At 43.3% G+C, this 15,241-nt stretch carries 11 protein-coding genes; 9 read left to right on the top strand and 2 right to left on the bottom strand.

Annotation, left to right across the window (positions count from 1 at the left end):
• Nucleotides 1-72 precede the first annotated feature (72 nt).
• Nucleotides 73-1,890, bottom strand: a complete 1,818-nt coding sequence (locus tag R7035_RS12705; RefSeq protein ID WP_064354885.1) for a hybrid-cluster NAD(P)-dependent oxidoreductase — start codon at nt 1,888-1,890, stop codon at nt 73-75.
• Between the two features lie 267 nt (nt 1,891-2,157).
• On the opposite strand from R7035_RS12705, the gene R7035_RS12700 reads away from it, so the two are divergent.
• Both R7035_RS12700 and pyrC read left to right on the top strand, forming a co-directional pair.
• Nucleotides 2,158-2,322: a YqaE/Pmp3 family membrane protein gene (locus R7035_RS12700; RefSeq protein WP_005375297.1), complete on the top strand. Its 165-nt coding sequence runs from the start codon at nt 2,158-2,160 to the stop codon at nt 2,320-2,322.
• A gap of 155 nt (nt 2,323-2,477) precedes the next feature.
• On the top strand, nt 2,478-3,506 hold the full coding sequence (gene pyrC / locus R7035_RS12695) for a dihydroorotase (RefSeq protein ID WP_053350086.1): 1,029 nt from the start codon (nt 2,478-2,480) through the stop codon (nt 3,504-3,506).
• A 95-nt stretch (nt 3,507-3,601) separates the two neighbouring features.
• Here pyrC and R7035_RS12690 read toward each other — a convergent pair whose 3' ends face one another.
• Nucleotides 3,602-4,507 carry a DUF808 domain-containing protein gene (locus tag R7035_RS12690; protein ID WP_062730918.1) on the bottom strand — a complete coding sequence of 302 codons (906 nt, stop codon included), beginning with the start codon at nt 4,505-4,507 and terminating at the stop codon, nt 3,602-3,604.
• Nucleotides 4,508-4,679: 172 nt separating this feature from the next.
• Here R7035_RS12690 and R7035_RS12685 point away from each other — a divergent pair, with 172 nt between their 5' ends.
• The 7 genes from R7035_RS12685 (at nt 4,680) to R7035_RS12655 (ending at nt 15,115) form a co-directional block, all read left to right on the top strand.
• Nucleotides 4,680-5,600: a M14 family metallocarboxypeptidase gene (locus R7035_RS12685; protein WP_054578652.1), complete on the top strand. Its 921-nt coding sequence runs from the start codon at nt 4,680-4,682 to the stop codon at nt 5,598-5,600.
• A gap of 760 nt (nt 5,601-6,360) precedes the next feature.
• The gene (locus R7035_RS12680) at nt 6,361-7,305 is read left to right on the top strand and encodes an ABC transporter permease (RefSeq protein ID WP_033906772.1); all 945 of its coding nucleotides are present in this window, start codon (nt 6,361-6,363) and stop codon (nt 7,303-7,305) included.
• A complete protein-coding gene (locus tag R7035_RS12675; RefSeq protein ID WP_053307879.1) occupies nt 7,302-8,255 on the top strand; it encodes an iron chelate uptake ABC transporter family permease subunit in 954 nt (317 codons plus the stop codon). Before R7035_RS12680 ends, R7035_RS12675 begins: the two co-directional genes overlap by 4 nt.
• A 53-nt stretch (nt 8,256-8,308) precedes the next feature.
• Nucleotides 8,309-9,277, top strand: coding sequence for a siderophore ABC transporter substrate-binding protein (locus R7035_RS12670; protein WP_054701806.1), 969 nt, complete (start codon nt 8,309-8,311; stop codon nt 9,275-9,277).
• 94 nt (nt 9,278-9,371) lie between these two features.
• Complete coding sequence (locus tag R7035_RS12665; RefSeq protein ID WP_318146155.1) at nt 9,372-11,552, top strand: TonB-dependent receptor; 2,181 nt, start codon at nt 9,372-9,374, stop codon at nt 11,550-11,552.
• Nucleotides 11,553-11,816: 264 nt separating this feature from the next.
• On the top strand, nt 11,817-13,427 hold the full coding sequence (locus tag R7035_RS12660; RefSeq protein WP_132936314.1) for an ATP-binding cassette domain-containing protein: 1,611 nt from the start codon (nt 11,817-11,819) through the stop codon (nt 13,425-13,427).
• The gene (locus R7035_RS12655) at nt 13,424-15,115 is read left to right on the top strand and encodes an ATP-binding cassette domain-containing protein (RefSeq protein ID WP_132936313.1); all 1,692 of its coding nucleotides are present in this window, start codon (nt 13,424-13,426) and stop codon (nt 15,113-15,115) included. Before R7035_RS12660 ends, R7035_RS12655 begins: the two co-directional genes overlap by 4 nt.
• Nucleotides 15,116-15,241: the final 126 nt, after the last annotated feature.

Below are 15,241 nucleotides of genomic sequence, written 5' to 3'. Positions count from 1 at the left end.
AAAACGCTGCTAAAAATAGCAGCGTTTTTTTGTCTAGGAACAGTTTTTGTCGAAGGACAAAGACGTTCTCGCCTAGTTGGTTACTGTTACGTCCGTCTCTGGCACAGCACAACACGCCAATACGGTTCCCATTGCACGTTCCTCATCAGTCAACGCGGGCACGTCCGGATGATGTACTTGACCCGACGTAAGCTGAACCTTACACGCGCCGCATAAGCCAGCACGACAGCTATTGCTAACAACCTTCCCAGCATCCTCGAGCTGATCTAACAACGTTTTTTGGTTGTTGCCTACGACTTTAGTTCCATTAAAGTCAATAGCGAGACTTTTCTCTGGCTTTGACGTAAGAGAAGAAACTCCAAACGCTTCTTGATGGTAGTTTTCTTCTGGCAGCCCTTTTCTTAGCAGGAGATTTTTCGCTTTCTCCATAAAACCATCAGGACCACACACAAACACTTGGCGCTGTTCAACATCTTTGATTTGCTTAATGTGTGACAAACTTAAACGCCCTTTTAACCCAAACCAATCAACGGCAGGCTGCGTTAAACAGACTTTTACTTCTAGCCCTGGGTGCTCACGCTTTAACTGCTCCAACTCTGAGCGACAAGGAATATCATTTTCGGTCCGACATTGATGGTAGAAAACCACGTTCTCCAACTGATTATGATCCGCTAAGTAACGCACCATTGATAACATTGGTGTTACTCCGCTACCCGCAGAGAGTAACAGCAGAGGCTGCGCTTCATGCGTTTTAAGGTGGAACTGACCGTCAGGTTGTTCTGCCTCTAAAACATCACCGACTTGTAAGTTGTCTAAGAGTGAGTTAGAGACTCTTCCGCCCGCGATACGCTTTACAGAAATAGCATAACGACCCGGACGAGAAGGACTGGATGATAAGGTATAGCGTCGACCCACTTTCTTACTATCAATATTCACCTCTATTGGCAGGTGTTGTCCTGGCAAGTAATTAGGCAACGAACCTTTGTTTGGCTCTAACCATAAGGTCACAAAGTCTTGGGCAATTTCTTCACGCTCAACACATGTAAGCTTCATGCGCACTGGCGAGTTATCTGCGTAAAACTCCGGCTCTTTGTACTCCAATACTTCAACTTTATCGCCTTGACGAATAATGCCTTCATTTCGCGCGACAAGATTCTGGCCAAAGAACACACCACCGACATCGTTTGCACGGAACTGTTGCAAGGTTTTGAGCGGCTCTTTGCTCTCACGGAATGTGCCTCTTTGGGTATTCACCGTAGTCAGGATACAGCGCTCGCAAGGTTTGAGAGACTCAAACTCTACCTCACCGATTCGTATGCGCTTCCATGAATCTTCTTCAAATGGCTTAGTATCAGAGACAACTAAGTTAGTACGAAACTGATCCATTGAGTGCAGCTCTGAACTTCTTCGATTCAGCTCATCAAGTGAAGCTTGGCTGATCACTAAAACCGGATAACCATCAGCAAAACTGACGTTTTGACCTAGCTTTTCACGGACACGATTCGATTGCTCACCACTAAATAACAACTCAACGCGCTGCCCCAAAACACGACTAAACCAGTCATCTGCATCATCTGTCGTGGTATAGGCAGTAAATGTATCTTTCCAAACCGTTGCAGGTGTCTCCTGCATTTTGAAATCTTGGTAACGGATTTTAAGTGGCTCCATACCCAAACTACTAAACACCACTCCATCGGACAATAAGGCAGACTTAATGGTTACCATTTGCGGATACTTTCGCGCAGTGATCATCGAGCCATCAGCTTTCGCAATCATAAAGCGACGATCGAAGCTCAATCCTTGCTTCTCAACCCATACGGACGACAGCGATAATCCGCCAACTGACTTAACCGGAAAAACATTAATTTGGGATAAAACGGGTTGCGACATTGCCTTCTTCCTACGGGTGTTTTTTATTTGTTGCGGTATTGTATACTCAAATCACATTAAGTTGCAGAGTCTACTGCCTCTTCATCCATCGCAACTTTCTCGAAACCATATTCTTATAAATTTGGTTTTAGTGACAAGTATTTACTACACTCAACATTCGCGTTTTTTAACACCGTTCTGACCAAATACCGTTTGATAAAGTGTGATACGACACACATAATTCACCCAAGTTATCACTACTCCCATTTATCGATTTGGAGCTTAATTATGGATACAAGAAAACTGGTTCTGATTTTGTTATGTATCTTTCTTCCGCCTGTCGCGGTGTTTATGGAGAAAGGTCTAAATAAAGACTTTTTGATTAATCTAATATTGACGTGTTTCTTCTTTCTACCAGGTACGATCCACGCGCTTTGGTTAACAATGAAGTAACCACTTACACTCTCACTCTTTATAAAATTGAAAAATGGGATGAAATATGAGGGTAATTCCTCTATCATCCTGTCGCCTAAGCGCAAGCGTTTGCTCAAAAGCAAATACGGCGCTTAGGCTCCAATCAGACAACTTTTCAATGGTGGGAGCAATTAATGACAACACTGACTATCACTCGTCCTGACGACTGGCACGTTCACTTACGCGATGGGGAAGTTCTTAAAGACACCGTTCGCGACATCAGCCGCTACAATGGCCGTGCGCTGATTATGCCAAATACCGTCCCACCTGTTACTACAACTGAGCTCGCCCTAGCCTACCGTGACCGAATTCTCAAAGAGCAACATGGCGAGCAGTTTGAGCCTTTAATGGCGCTTTACCTTACAGATAACACGACACCAGACGAAGTACGTAAGGCTAAAGCCACCGGAAACATTGTTGCTGCCAAGCTTTATCCTGCAGGCGCTACCACAAACTCAGATTCCGGTGTGACCAATGCGAAAAACATTTATCACGTTTTAGAAGCAATGGAAGAAGTAGGAATGTTACTTTTGGTTCATGGGGAGGTAACACATCACGATATTGATATATTCGACCGAGAAAAAGAATTCCTTGATACCGTCCTCGCTCCTATCGTCAATGACTTCCCTAATCTTAAAATCGTTCTAGAACATATCACCACCGCCGACGCAGCAAACTTCGTTAGCAACGCCTCAGACAACGTAGCGGCTACCATCACTGCCCACCACCTTCTTTTCAACCGTAACCACATGCTTGTGGGTGGTATTAAACCTCATTTCTACTGTTTGCCAATTCTTAAGCGCGGAACCCACCAGCAAGCGCTGATCGAAGCAGCAACTAGTGGTAGCAAGAAGTTTTTCCTAGGTACAGACTCAGCGCCACATGCGAAAGGGGCAAAAGAATCGGCTTGCGGTTGTGCTGGTTCTTACACTGCACACGCAGCGCTAGAGCTTTATGCAGAAGTCTTCGAAAAAGAAGGCAAGTTGGAAAACTTGGAAGCTTTCGCAAGCTTCAACGGTCCTGATTTTTACGGCATTGCACGTAACACAGATACGGTAACGTTAGAAAAATCCGCTTGGGATGTGCCAGAAACGATGCCATTTGGCAATGATATCGTTGTGCCTATTCGAGCAAATGAACAGATCGAGTGGAAAGTGAAGTAAGTACTTTACTGACGTTTCACCTATAAAACAGGGTCATGCTTTTTGTAAAAAGAAGTCATGACCCTTGTTACTATCGTCTCATGTTTTAGATGTGATTATTGACCACGAAGCTTTTCAACCATCGTCCATACCGCAACCACAACTAACCCTGCCACAAAGCCGATAATACCGTTCAATAAAATAGGCAAAATGGCTGTAGCAACCGAATGGCCACTAAAGTTCATAATAATCGGCTCTACAAAGTGATGAATGGCTGGCACGTTGTGCACCACAATTCCTCCACCCACCAAAAACATCGCAGCAGTTCCTACAATGGTTAACAACTTCATCAACTTTGGTGCAAAAGCGACCAAGGCCCCTCCGACTTTCGCCACCCAACCTTTACCGTTTGAGCGACTTTCAAGGTAAAGGCCTAAATCATCTAGCTTCACAATCCCAGCGACTAGTCCATAAACCCCAACCGTCATAATCACTGCAATTAAACTGACAACTAAAATTTGCGTAACAAGACTGGCTCCTGTCACGGTACCTAACGCAATCACGATGATTTCTGCTGAAAGGATAAAGTCTGTTCGAATTGCACCAGAAACTTTACGCCTTTCATACTCTTCTATCGACTCGCCAGTATTAACTAGCTCCTCTTTTTCTTCGTGCGGATGCGAGTGAGGAAACACTTTCTCAAGTACTTTCTCTGCCCCTTCAAAGCAGAGAAATAAGCCGCCAATTAGCAATAATGGCATGATAAGCCATGGAATAATCGCGCTAATAAGTAAAGCTGAAGGAACTAAAATCAATTTATTTTTGAATGAGCCTTTTGCAACCGCCCAAACTACTGGAATCTCTCGCTCAGATGCAACACCAGACACTTGTTGAGCGTTTAACGCTAGATCATCTCCCAACACACCTGCGGTTTTCTTTGCCGCCATTTTTGACATTAAGGCGACATCATCAAGCACCGTGGCAATATCGTCCAACAGTGTGAGTAAACTTGCTCCAGCCATTTTTGGTCTCTTATATGAAATTGAGTAAGTAACAAAATGTAACACCAATGAATCACTCATCAAAGTGATGATTTTGCAAAGAATACCACCCCAAATGGTGTTTTATATTGCCGTAACGATAAGACGGGTCTAGTCTTGTGATACCTTTCAGCAGTCAAAAGAAAAAGTATAGATGAAAAGTGGATACATTTACCCGATCGGTACTCCTGGCCAACCTTGGACCGAAGAAGAACGTAAAGCTTGGTTAGCAACGCAAGAAGTAAAACGTAGCTACCAAGATGAAGTCGTCAGTAAAATCGATGCCCTACGCGGGCATTTTGATGTTGAACAATATGGTGCGCTCTCATACAACGAGGCACGCTTCCCTCTGTTTTGTATCAAAACACGCAATTGGGATTCAACTAAACCTGTTGTGTTGGTCACAGGCGGCGTGCACGGTTACGAAACCAGCGGTGTACATGGCGCATTAAAGTTTGTAGAAACGGAAGCAGAGCGCTATGCAGAGCATTTCAATATTGTCGTTGCCCCCTGCGTAAGCCCTTGGGGTTACGAGGTGATCAACCGCTGGAATCCAAACGCGATTGATCCAAACCGCTCTTTCTATAAGGATAGTCCTGCCGAAGAATCCGCTAACCTCATAAAGCTAGTTGCAACTTTAGGCGATGTGTTAATGCACATTGATCTACATGAAACGACAGATTCTGACGAAACTGAGTTCCGTCCAGCCTTAGCTGCTCGTGATGGTATTGAGTACATTGAAGGTATGATCCCAGATGGCTTTTACACGGTGGGAGATAGTGAAAACCCTCAGCCTGACTTCCAAAAAGCGGTCATTGAGTCAGTTGCAAAAGTGACTCACATTGCACCAGCAGATGAAAACGGCGAAATCATCGGTTCACCCGTCGTACAGTTTGGCGTTATCAACTACCCAATGGTAAAACTGGGCCTGTGTGGCGGCGTAACAAATTGCGTTTACGGCACGACAACGGAAGTGTACCCAGACAGCCCAACGGTGACCGACGAAGAATGCAACGATGCGCAAGTTGCAGCCGTAGTTGGTGGTTTGAATTACGTACTAAGTAAGCTCGAATAACACAGGTTAACAATAAAGCAACTGACGATGTCTTTGAATTGTGAATCAGCTTTACTTTGCTCCAAAAGCAAGTTGAGACATTAATCCGCTAGTTTATTAGAAATTACCGCATTAACATCGCTAACACTGAAGATGCGAAGCATCACGACTTTATGACGCTATTTTAATGCGGTATCTAATAAATCCTAAAATACAAACGACATCTAGACATCATCGTCACTACTAACTCCTCTTCCTGAACAAACTATCGTCATACCATTTAAATCAAACCTCAACCAACGAGCTTCTGAAGCGAAAAACATCCTTAAACAATAAGAAAGCTTAATGCTCTTTGGCTTTATTTTTTAATCACTTACCCAAAAGCACATGCATTAGCCATTGCCTTGTTTTTTATACGCGATTGATCTTTTTAGAGAAACATATATGAACCTCATTGCTTAACCGAAAAAACAAAGATATAATGAAAATAATTATCATTTGCATTTTAATTTTAAATCGAGAACCTCTTTCTCTTTGCATTGAAAGCGGCACTTTTCTTTTGCTAGTTAATCCAGTTTTAAAGCTAAATCAGCACGTTGAATTTTTAGGTATGGCTAGTGATACTTTGAGGGCTGGATTGTGACCTTAATGTTTATAAAAAATAACTTGGTTATGTTTTGTTGGAATTTAGAACCTATATGCGAATAGATATTCATTATTCGTATTCCATCCCCAAGTCATAAGTTAAGAGAAACTCACTTTATTTTGGGGCAGATTCTGTATGAGTATTCACGTAGTAAGCCTGTTTTTTATACTGTGCTTAACTTCAATTTTCGTCGGCGCAAACCAACTAGATTGGTCGTTATTGCTGACCATGGATGACAAAGCTTGGCTACCGATTACTGCTAGCAGATTACCAAGGCTAATCGCACTAATTCTTACCGGATCTGGTCTCGCAATATGTGGTGTTATTCTTCAACATATTGTTAGAAATCGTTTTGTTGAGCCGGGCACCACAGGCGGTATCGATGCGGCAAAGCTCGGTATTTTGGTATCTATCGTCATGCTTCCATCCTCAGACAAGCTTGAACGTATGCTCTTCGCCGTACTATTTTGCTTCGCCGCTGGCCTTATCTACATTGCCATCGTACGAAAAATTAAATTCAGTAACTCTGCGTTAATACCTGTGATTGGGCTTATGTTTGGTAGTGTACTAAGTGCTATAGCGGAGTTTTATGCTTATCAAAACAACATCTTACAGAGTATGTCCGGTTGGTTAATGGGAGATTTCTCCAAAGTGGTCCAAGAACACTATGAAATAATTTTCTTGATTTTACCCATCACCCTACTGACTTACTTATATGCACATAAGTTTACTGTGATGGGAATGGGCGAAGATGTTGCGTCCAACTTAGGAATTAATATTGCGTTCACTGCCGCCTTGGGTCTAATGCTAGTTTCCGTGACAGTTGCTATAACAGTGGTGACCGTAGGTGCCATTCATTTTATCGGTTTAGTCATACCTAACCTAGTCGCACTAAAATATGGCGATCACCTTAAAAACACCCTACCAATCGTTGCACTAGGCGGCGCTTCGTTACTTATTTTTTGCGATGTCATAGGCAGAGTTGTTGCCTTTCCTTTTGAAGTCCCAATTGGATTAACAGCCAGTGCTATCGGGGGAGTCATGTTTCTTGTGTTTCTTTTGAAAGGAGCACGAGTATGAGATCACATTACTCAAACATGCGAGTGAGCATTATACTCGTTTGCATACTGTCTATCGCCTTTATCTTTACAAGCTCTGGGTGGGATTTTGATTACGTCATCCCTAAGAGGCTGATTAAACTTGGTGCCATAGTTATTGGGGGCAGCTGCGTGGCCATCTCTGCTGTTATTTTCCAAGCTTTAGCTGGTAATCGTATTCTTACGCCATCCATTATGGGATATGAGTCGGTTTATCTGGTTTGGCAAACCCTACTCTTATTACTAGGGGGCACTTCTGGCATTGCTACATTAGGTGTTGTCGGTAATTTCGCTGTCTCTGCAATACTCATTCTGTTGTATTCCTTAGCGATTCAATCTTGGGTACTCAATAGATTTAAACATGACATGCACCAAGTTCTGCTGATTGGCTTTGTTTTGACAATGGTGCTGACAACTCTTGCTCAATTTATCCAGCTCAGAATAAGCCCTGGAGAATTCTCTATCCTTCAAGGGCTCAGCTATACCTCGTTTGAGCGAGCGAAACCTTCTACGTTACTTTTTTCCAGTATTGCGTTAAGCGTTTTGGCACTCTTTGCTAACAGATGGTCACGCGAGCTAGATGTGATAGGTCTAGGTCGAGACCAAGCGATGTCATTAGGACTAAATGATAAGCAATATGTACCAAAGTTCTTTGCTGTAATCGCCATTTTAGTAGCAATTTCGACGAGCTTGATTGGCCCAACGGCTTTTATGGGAATTTTTATTGCCAATATTGCTTATTCCGTTACTAGCGCACCGAACTACAGACACATATTGCTCGTTGCTTGTGCTATTGCAATTGTCATGTTCTTGTCTGGTCAACTTCTGGTAGAGCACTTATTTAACTTTAAAACCACCGTCTCTATTTTGGTGAATGTCCTTTGTGGGGGATATTTCCTAGCCATCACGATAAGAACAAGAAGCCAAATATGAAAACTGTTACTCGCCTGTTTAAAGACAACTCACTGACAAAAAGGAAATACCCCATGTTTAAGAGCCCCCTACGTTTGAGTATCGCGCTTGCTTGCTGCGCTCTAGGAACCTTATCAGGTTGCGAGCCGGAAATAACTAAAATTGAAGATACTCAGCCATTAGAAAAGCTCATCGTGATTGAACACAATCTCGGAGCAACTACTATTTCTCATCGCCCTCAACGAGTGGCAGCATTAGATATGAACGAAGTGGACTTTTTAGATCAGCTAAATGTTCCAATCTCAGGAATGGTGAAAGACTTTGTTCCTCACTTTCTAGCGAAATACAAAGACACACCTGAGATAGCGGATCTTGGTGCGATAGTTCAGCCTAATATGGAAAAGATCTATGCCCTAAAACCAGATCTCGTATTGATGACTCCGCTACATGCTAATCAGTATGAAGAACTCTCTCAACTCGCTCCGACTTTACATTTTGACATCAACTACCGTAATAGTCGTGACCATCACGTCGATACCATTAAGAAACACCTTGTAGAGCTTGGTGAGATCTTTGAAAAGCAGGAGCTAGCCCAACAGAAAGTTGCCGAAATCGATGCAAAAGTCGCAGAAGTGCGCGCTGTTACGAAAGAGCGTTCTGAAAAAGCTTTGGTTGTCATGCATAACAATGGTGCTTTCAGCTCATTTGGCGTTGAGTCTCGTTATGGCTTCGTTTTCGATGTTCTGGGGGTAAAACCAGCGAGTGAAAAAGTGGAGACAGGTTTGCATGGTCAGCCAATTTCTAGCGAGTTCATTAGCCAAGCTGATCCAGACATTCTTTACATCATTGATCGAACAGCAGTAATGGAAGGAAAGCCTGTCATTGATGCGGAACACTTAGCAAACCCACTACTCCGTCAAACCAAAGCATGGAAAAACGACAACGTCGTTTTTGTTGATGCCGATGCTTGGTACATCACTTCAGCAAGCATCACATCTCTGAAAATCATAATTGAAGACATCCTAAAAGGTTACCAAAGCTAAATCTAATAACAATGAGTTGGATCTTAAGTAATTCAACACTCAATCGACGTCAGAGCGGATGTGAGCTAGCCCAAACAAAGAAAAGGAATCTATAATGACTCATGACTATCATCAGATAGCGATGGACTCTTCACAGAAAAACAAACCAAGCCCATGTCATATCGCCCTCTTTATTTCACTTCAATTTAGTACTTTTGTCGTACCAATTAGTATCGCTCAAGCTGAAGAAGTCGTAGATGAATCAATGACAGTTTATGGTGAAGCAAACAGAGTTTATGCCGCTGGCAAAGTTTCTCACGCGAGTAATATAGGAATGCTTGGCGACAAAAACTTCATGGAAACGCCTTTCAATACGATTGGATACACAGAAAAACACATTCAAGACCAACAAGCACGCGATATCTCAGATGTAATCTCAGCTTCTGATCCCTCTGTTTTCACCAGCGGTGAAACCGGCTTAAACAAAGAAAGTTTCAAAATAAGAGGTTTCAACTCAGACATTAGCGACGTTATGCTTAATGGATTGTATGGTATCGCTCCTTATTACCGAACCTCTCCTGAAATGTATCAACGTATTGATGTACTTAAAGGTCCTGCTTCTTTGCTCAACGGTATGCCACCGAATGGATCTGTTGGTGGCACCATCAACTTAGTGACAAAAAGAGCACAAGAAACACCAATCACATCTTTCACCGGCAGCTACTTATCGGACACTCAATTCGGAGGACATATCGATATTGGACGTCGCTTTGGTACAAATGAAGAATTTGGTATTCGTTTCAACGGTGCATTTAAAGATGGAGACACCGCGATAAACAACCAAAGCAACAAAACTCAACTTGCATCATTAAGCCTTGATTGGCGTAATGACATTGCTTTCCTTGAAGCAGATTTTTACTACAGTACAGAGCGAGTTGAAGGTGCAAACCGTGGGTTAAGCATCGCTTCTGGTCTCAAAATCCCATCACCTCCTCTATCTGACACATTATTGACGCCAAGTTGGGCCTACAATGATAGCGAAGATAAAGGGATGATGATTCGCGGGGAGCTAAGCGTTAGTGACTCTGTAACTGTGTACAGCGCATTGGGTGGTAGCCGTACAGATTTTCATTCAAATGTACCGCAACGAATCAAAATCATCGATAACGAGGGTAACCTAGAGGTATCTCTCGGATCAGTTAAGCTTGAGAACAAACGGACTTCAGGTGAGATAGGTGTTCGTAGCAACTTTGACACTGGCCCAGTAGAACACCACCTTGTACTGAATAGTACTTACTTTAGAGAAGATAAAAATGATTCTCCAACAGGTAATAATAATCCAGCCCCTTGGAACTCGAATATTTATGATCCTGTTTGGGGACCAGAAAATTCAGTTTACGACAACTACTATGGTTTACCTATCGATTCAACTCAGGTCAGCTATGGCATTGCCGATACGTTATCTTTTGTTGATGGGAAATACCAAATCACGCTCGGCTTGCGTTACCAGAGCATTGATTATGAATCTGGAATAATAATGAACGGAATGTCGCTTCCTACCACCAAGTTTAAGGAAAGTACTTACACTCCCGCACTTGCAGCATTATACAAAGTTTCGAGCTCAGTTTCGCTTTATGGTAACTACACCGAAGGCTTAACGAATGGGAAAACAGCAGGCTCTAGCGCTGCAAACGCAGGAGAGGCTTTTAAACCCCAAAAAACCAAACAGACTGAAGCAGGCGTGAAGCTTGACCTGGACGGCTTTGCTCATACGTTCAGTTTATTTGAGATTAAAAAGCCAAATGGGTACCAAGATCCGGATACCAACATTTTTTCTTTCGGTGGTGAACAGCGCAATCGCGGTATTGAATGGGGGTTCTACGGCACACTATCAAAGGACTATACACTCATCGGTGGTATCGCCTATACAGATGCAGAGATTACAAAAGCAACAGATGTGACAGAGGAGGGGAAACAAGCAACTAAGCTACCCGATTTACAAGCTAAACTCGCATTAGAATGGAACCTCCCTGCGATGCGTGATCTCACGCTTATCGGCCAAGCGAACTATATGTCTGAACAATACATTGATGCACAAAACACTCAGGCATTACCTGCACAGACTATTCTTGATCTTGGCGCACGCTACAACTCAAAAATTGCTGAAACAAGCGTGGTTTGGCGCCTTAGCGTAAACAATGTACTGGATGAAGATTACTGGACAACCACCCACTATGCGGACCTAGCTCTTGGCGCACCACGTACAGTGATGCTGTCAGCTACTGCGGATTTCTAATCCCTCCACCTCCCCTTTAGCCTGCCTTCTAAGGGGGACTTACTCCCATTTGGCTGTTCATGAAAATTCACAACAAATCAAAGGAAGTACTCATCTTCAACATTCAAGCAGACAAAGAGCTCGCAACACCTACGGCCAAAGTTAATTCAAAACATAATCCATCAACGTCCACTTCCATAGGCTTTATATGAAAAACGATAAGAGCTCAATATGCTCTACCACGTTCTCCTTATTTTCGCTTGATAGGCTAGATAAGGTGACAATATGATAAGTAAAATCAGCCAACATTACGTTACGCCTAGCTTAATGCCAGCCTTAAAGCCATCGATTAAGAAGCTTGCTTTGGGAACGTTTTGTGAAGCACTTGCCGCTGTGGCAAAAGTTGGTGCACTGCTATGCTTGATAAACCTTATCGATAAATTTGCAAACCAATGGATTTACGGTGCCATAGGACTTTGGGCGGCTAGCGCACTTGCCTCATCAGTGGGCTCGTGGTTAGTTCATGATGCCGAGTCGCAGTTTTCCACTCGATTACGTCGCCAAGTTGCTCAGCACTTGACGCGCTTGCCAAGCAAGACCATCTCTCAATATGGTGATAATCAACTGCGTCGCATAGTTTCCGAAGACATCAGCACGCTTCACCACATGGTTGCGCATTTGCCTTCAGAACTCGTGACATTCATTGTCGTACCCGCAACTTCTATTTTTATCATGTTGAATCTCACAGGTCCGGTAGCGATGCTTACTCTGCTCCCTGGCCTAATTGCATCATTGTACTACCTACTCTTTTTACCTAGGTTCGCCGCTAAACATGGCAATGAGCGCATGACAATAATGGGTGATATCGTTACCGCAGTAAACGACTACACAAGAGGTATCCGAGTAAATCGAATTTACGGCACGCAAGCAGGAGCACTCGACAGCTATAATGATGCCACAAGACGCTTTACTCACGGCATAGTGAAATGGGTTGGTAGCGTTGCCCTTCCAGCAGCAATTGCTACCGCATTACTTCAAGCGGTTTCGACTTTCGCAATGGCCTATACCATTGGCTATGAATTAAGTCCCGTGGCAATGGCGTCGCTATTCTTTTTTGGTTTGGCCGTCGTATCACCCGCGCTGAAGCTTGGCCATGGATTGGACTACGTTAACGCAGGAAAGAATGCTGCAAAGAACATCAGCGACTTTTTACAGCAACCACAAATAGAAAGTGGCAGTTTGAGCGCGGGAGAAAAACCGCTATCACTACAAGCATCAAATATCGTAGTGGCTAATGGAACTGTTAATATTATTGATAACTTCTCCCACTACTTCCCACGGGGTTCATTTACAGCCATCATGGGGCCTAGCGGAGCAGGCAAAAGTACGTTACTACGTCTATTAGCAGGTCAAGAAACACCTCTTTCAGGCTTCGTTACCTTAGGTGGCAATCAACTGTCTAAACTCTCTGAGATATCCCGATACTCCGCCATACGCTATGTACCCCAAGATATCGGTGTACTCAAAACTACCATTAGGCAGAATTTGAAACTATCAACGCCAAGTTCAAGTGACGACGAGCTGAACCAAGCTTTGCAACAAGCTCAATTAAAGATTGACCTCAATTCTGATGCAAGCGTGCTTTCAGGAGGCGAGCAACAACGTGTCGCAATAGCTAACACATTTCTAACTCAAGCCAACGTTCTATTACTGGATGAACCAACCAGTGCTCTCGATAAAAATACGGCCTTCACTGTGATCAGAAATCTCGCGAAGTTTGCGAAAACACAAGACAAGATATTGATCATAATTACTCACGACTCAGAACTCGCGAAACTTGCAGACACTACATTGATGCTCAACAGAAAGGCTCAACGACAGGATGAAGAAGTATGACGGCTCACAATACCCTCTATTCCAATTCGACAATTCCACAAAGTGCAAAGCACCGTCTATATCGAGTCGCTATAGGTTGGGGACTAGTTGCATTATTTGAGGCAACGGCTTACACATTTCTTGCAATATCTATTGTCGAACAAGCTTCACCATTGAACGTCATAATAGCTGCTGTTCTAACTGTGATAGTTACCGTTATTGTAACTCGTTCTGGATTTCTCTCTGGTGCGAAACTGGCTGGGGATCTTTATTCATCAGTAGGTCATTCGCTCAGTAAAGCAAAGTTAGCTTGGTTTAATGATCAGCATAGAACTCAGCTCACTCAACTAGCAGAACGAGGAATACCTGGCTTTATGGCCATTCCTGCTCATCAGCTACAAACATTTTTACACGCTCCAATGTTACCCATATTTTTAATTATCGGTATTGGGGTCGTTGGAGGAGGTGAAATTGCACTACTCAGTGCCGTATTGTTACTAGTTGCACTGCTCGTTCAGTACAAGGCGCAAAGATACCTAAGTCGCTCAGATAGCGACCGACATGACGCAGAGCTTCAAGCGACTAAATCAACACTTGAGCTCATAGATCACCTTGAGTTACTTCGCTCAACAGCGGGGCCTGAGCGCTCAATCGAGCGTATTGAACAGAGTTGGCACGCACAAGAAGAAGTTCATTCAACTATTAATCGTAACGCTTCTATCGCAACCTTAGTATCAGGATTGGCAACGATTTTACCCCTTGCAGGTATCGCCATCTATCTCGTCTTAGAGCCGATTACTCAACCCTTATTAGTCTTGGCTTTATTGATATTGATTACCCGTGCAGCTGCACCTTTGGGTGAACTCGCGTTGGCAGGCTTTGCGATTAACGACGTAAAATCCTCAATTAAAAATTACGCTCAGTTAACGAATGTCCCTGTTCTGCCTGAGCCTAATCCTCAATTTGCAACCTCCCCCAAAAACCATAAGTTCGAACTGAACCTTGTGGGCCATTTAGATCTCTTTGAAGATGCTAGCACGGAGATCAAACAAGGTGATACCGTCGTCATCAATGGAGTCAGTGGCAGTGGCAAAAGCACTTTACTGGGCCTGTTTCTAAGGTTTGATGATCCTGACCAAGGTCTTATTTCGCTCGGAGGGATAGATCTAAAGAATATCCCTTATGACGTGCTCACCCAGCATATAGCCTATGTTGCTCAAGAACCGGTCATTTTTACTGGCACATTGGCGGATAACATTCGGTTAGGTAATCCCAATGCAAGTGATTATGAAGTTGAGAGCTTTGCAAGACACGCACAATTGGACAAACTTATTGACTCATCTCCTAAAGGAATACATCAAACAGTAGGACAAAGAGGCTCAGGGTTGTCAGGAGGTGAAAGACAGAGAGTCGCAATTGCGCGAGCTCTCATTAAAAAGGCGCCAATCCTCATTTTCGACGAAGCGACGGCAGCATTAGACGAAGCAACCGAAAAAAGTATTGCTCAACATATTCAAACATTGAACTCGACCGTGATTATTGTGACGCATCGCGATCAGAATATATGGTCACCCACATTGGAACTCACGATTGAGGGTAGAAGAGTTATAGTTGCACAGTACAACTCTACTTCCTTGAAAAGTAGGGACAAATTGGCGGCTGAAGAAACTAATAACAATCAATACTTAAATCTAAGCGGTGTCAATTGAGTTTTTTGTCACTTTAGCACATTGTATCATCTAAAGAATCTTACAGGCATGTTGTAAAGCAATAATAATAAAGCGAATTCTCAAGGTTATAATTCTGACTCAATCTGACACAAGATAGACGTAAGT

Origin of the sequence: Vibrio sp. 1731 (assembly GCF_033339955.1) — a bacterium.
GTDB classification, from domain to species: Bacteria; Pseudomonadota; Gammaproteobacteria; order Enterobacterales; family Vibrionaceae; genus Vibrio; species Vibrio alginolyticus.
Note: the sequence above shows the minus strand (reverse complement) of the source record. Positions and strands in the feature narration are given on the sequence as shown.

Bases quoted from the DNA above. Each gene is read 5' to 3' on its own strand.
- R7035_RS12705 (WP_064354885.1), bottom strand. From the start codon at position 1,890: ATGTCGCAACCCGTTTTATCCCAAATTAATGTTTTTCCGGTTAAGTCA.
- R7035_RS12700 (WP_005375297.1), top strand. From the start codon at position 2,158: ATGGATACAAGAAAACTGGTTCTGATTTTGTTATGTATCTTTCTTCCG.
- pyrC (WP_053350086.1), top strand. From the start codon at position 2,478: ATGACAACACTGACTATCACTCGTCCTGACGACTGGCACGTTCACTTA.
- R7035_RS12690 (WP_062730918.1), bottom strand. From the start codon at position 4,507: ATGGCTGGAGCAAGTTTACTCACACTGTTGGACGATATTGCCACGGTG.
- R7035_RS12685 (WP_054578652.1), top strand. From the start codon at position 4,680: ATGAAAAGTGGATACATTTACCCGATCGGTACTCCTGGCCAACCTTGG.
- R7035_RS12680 (WP_033906772.1), top strand. From the start codon at position 6,361: ATGAGTATTCACGTAGTAAGCCTGTTTTTTATACTGTGCTTAACTTCA.
- R7035_RS12675 (WP_053307879.1), top strand. From the start codon at position 7,302: ATGAGATCACATTACTCAAACATGCGAGTGAGCATTATACTCGTTTGC.
- R7035_RS12670 (WP_054701806.1), top strand. From the start codon at position 8,309: ATGTTTAAGAGCCCCCTACGTTTGAGTATCGCGCTTGCTTGCTGCGCT.
- R7035_RS12665 (WP_318146155.1), top strand. From the start codon at position 9,372: ATGACTCATGACTATCATCAGATAGCGATGGACTCTTCACAGAAAAAC.
- R7035_RS12660 (WP_132936314.1), top strand. From the start codon at position 11,817: ATGATAAGTAAAATCAGCCAACATTACGTTACGCCTAGCTTAATGCCA.
- R7035_RS12655 (WP_132936313.1), top strand. From the start codon at position 13,424: ATGACGGCTCACAATACCCTCTATTCCAATTCGACAATTCCACAAAGT.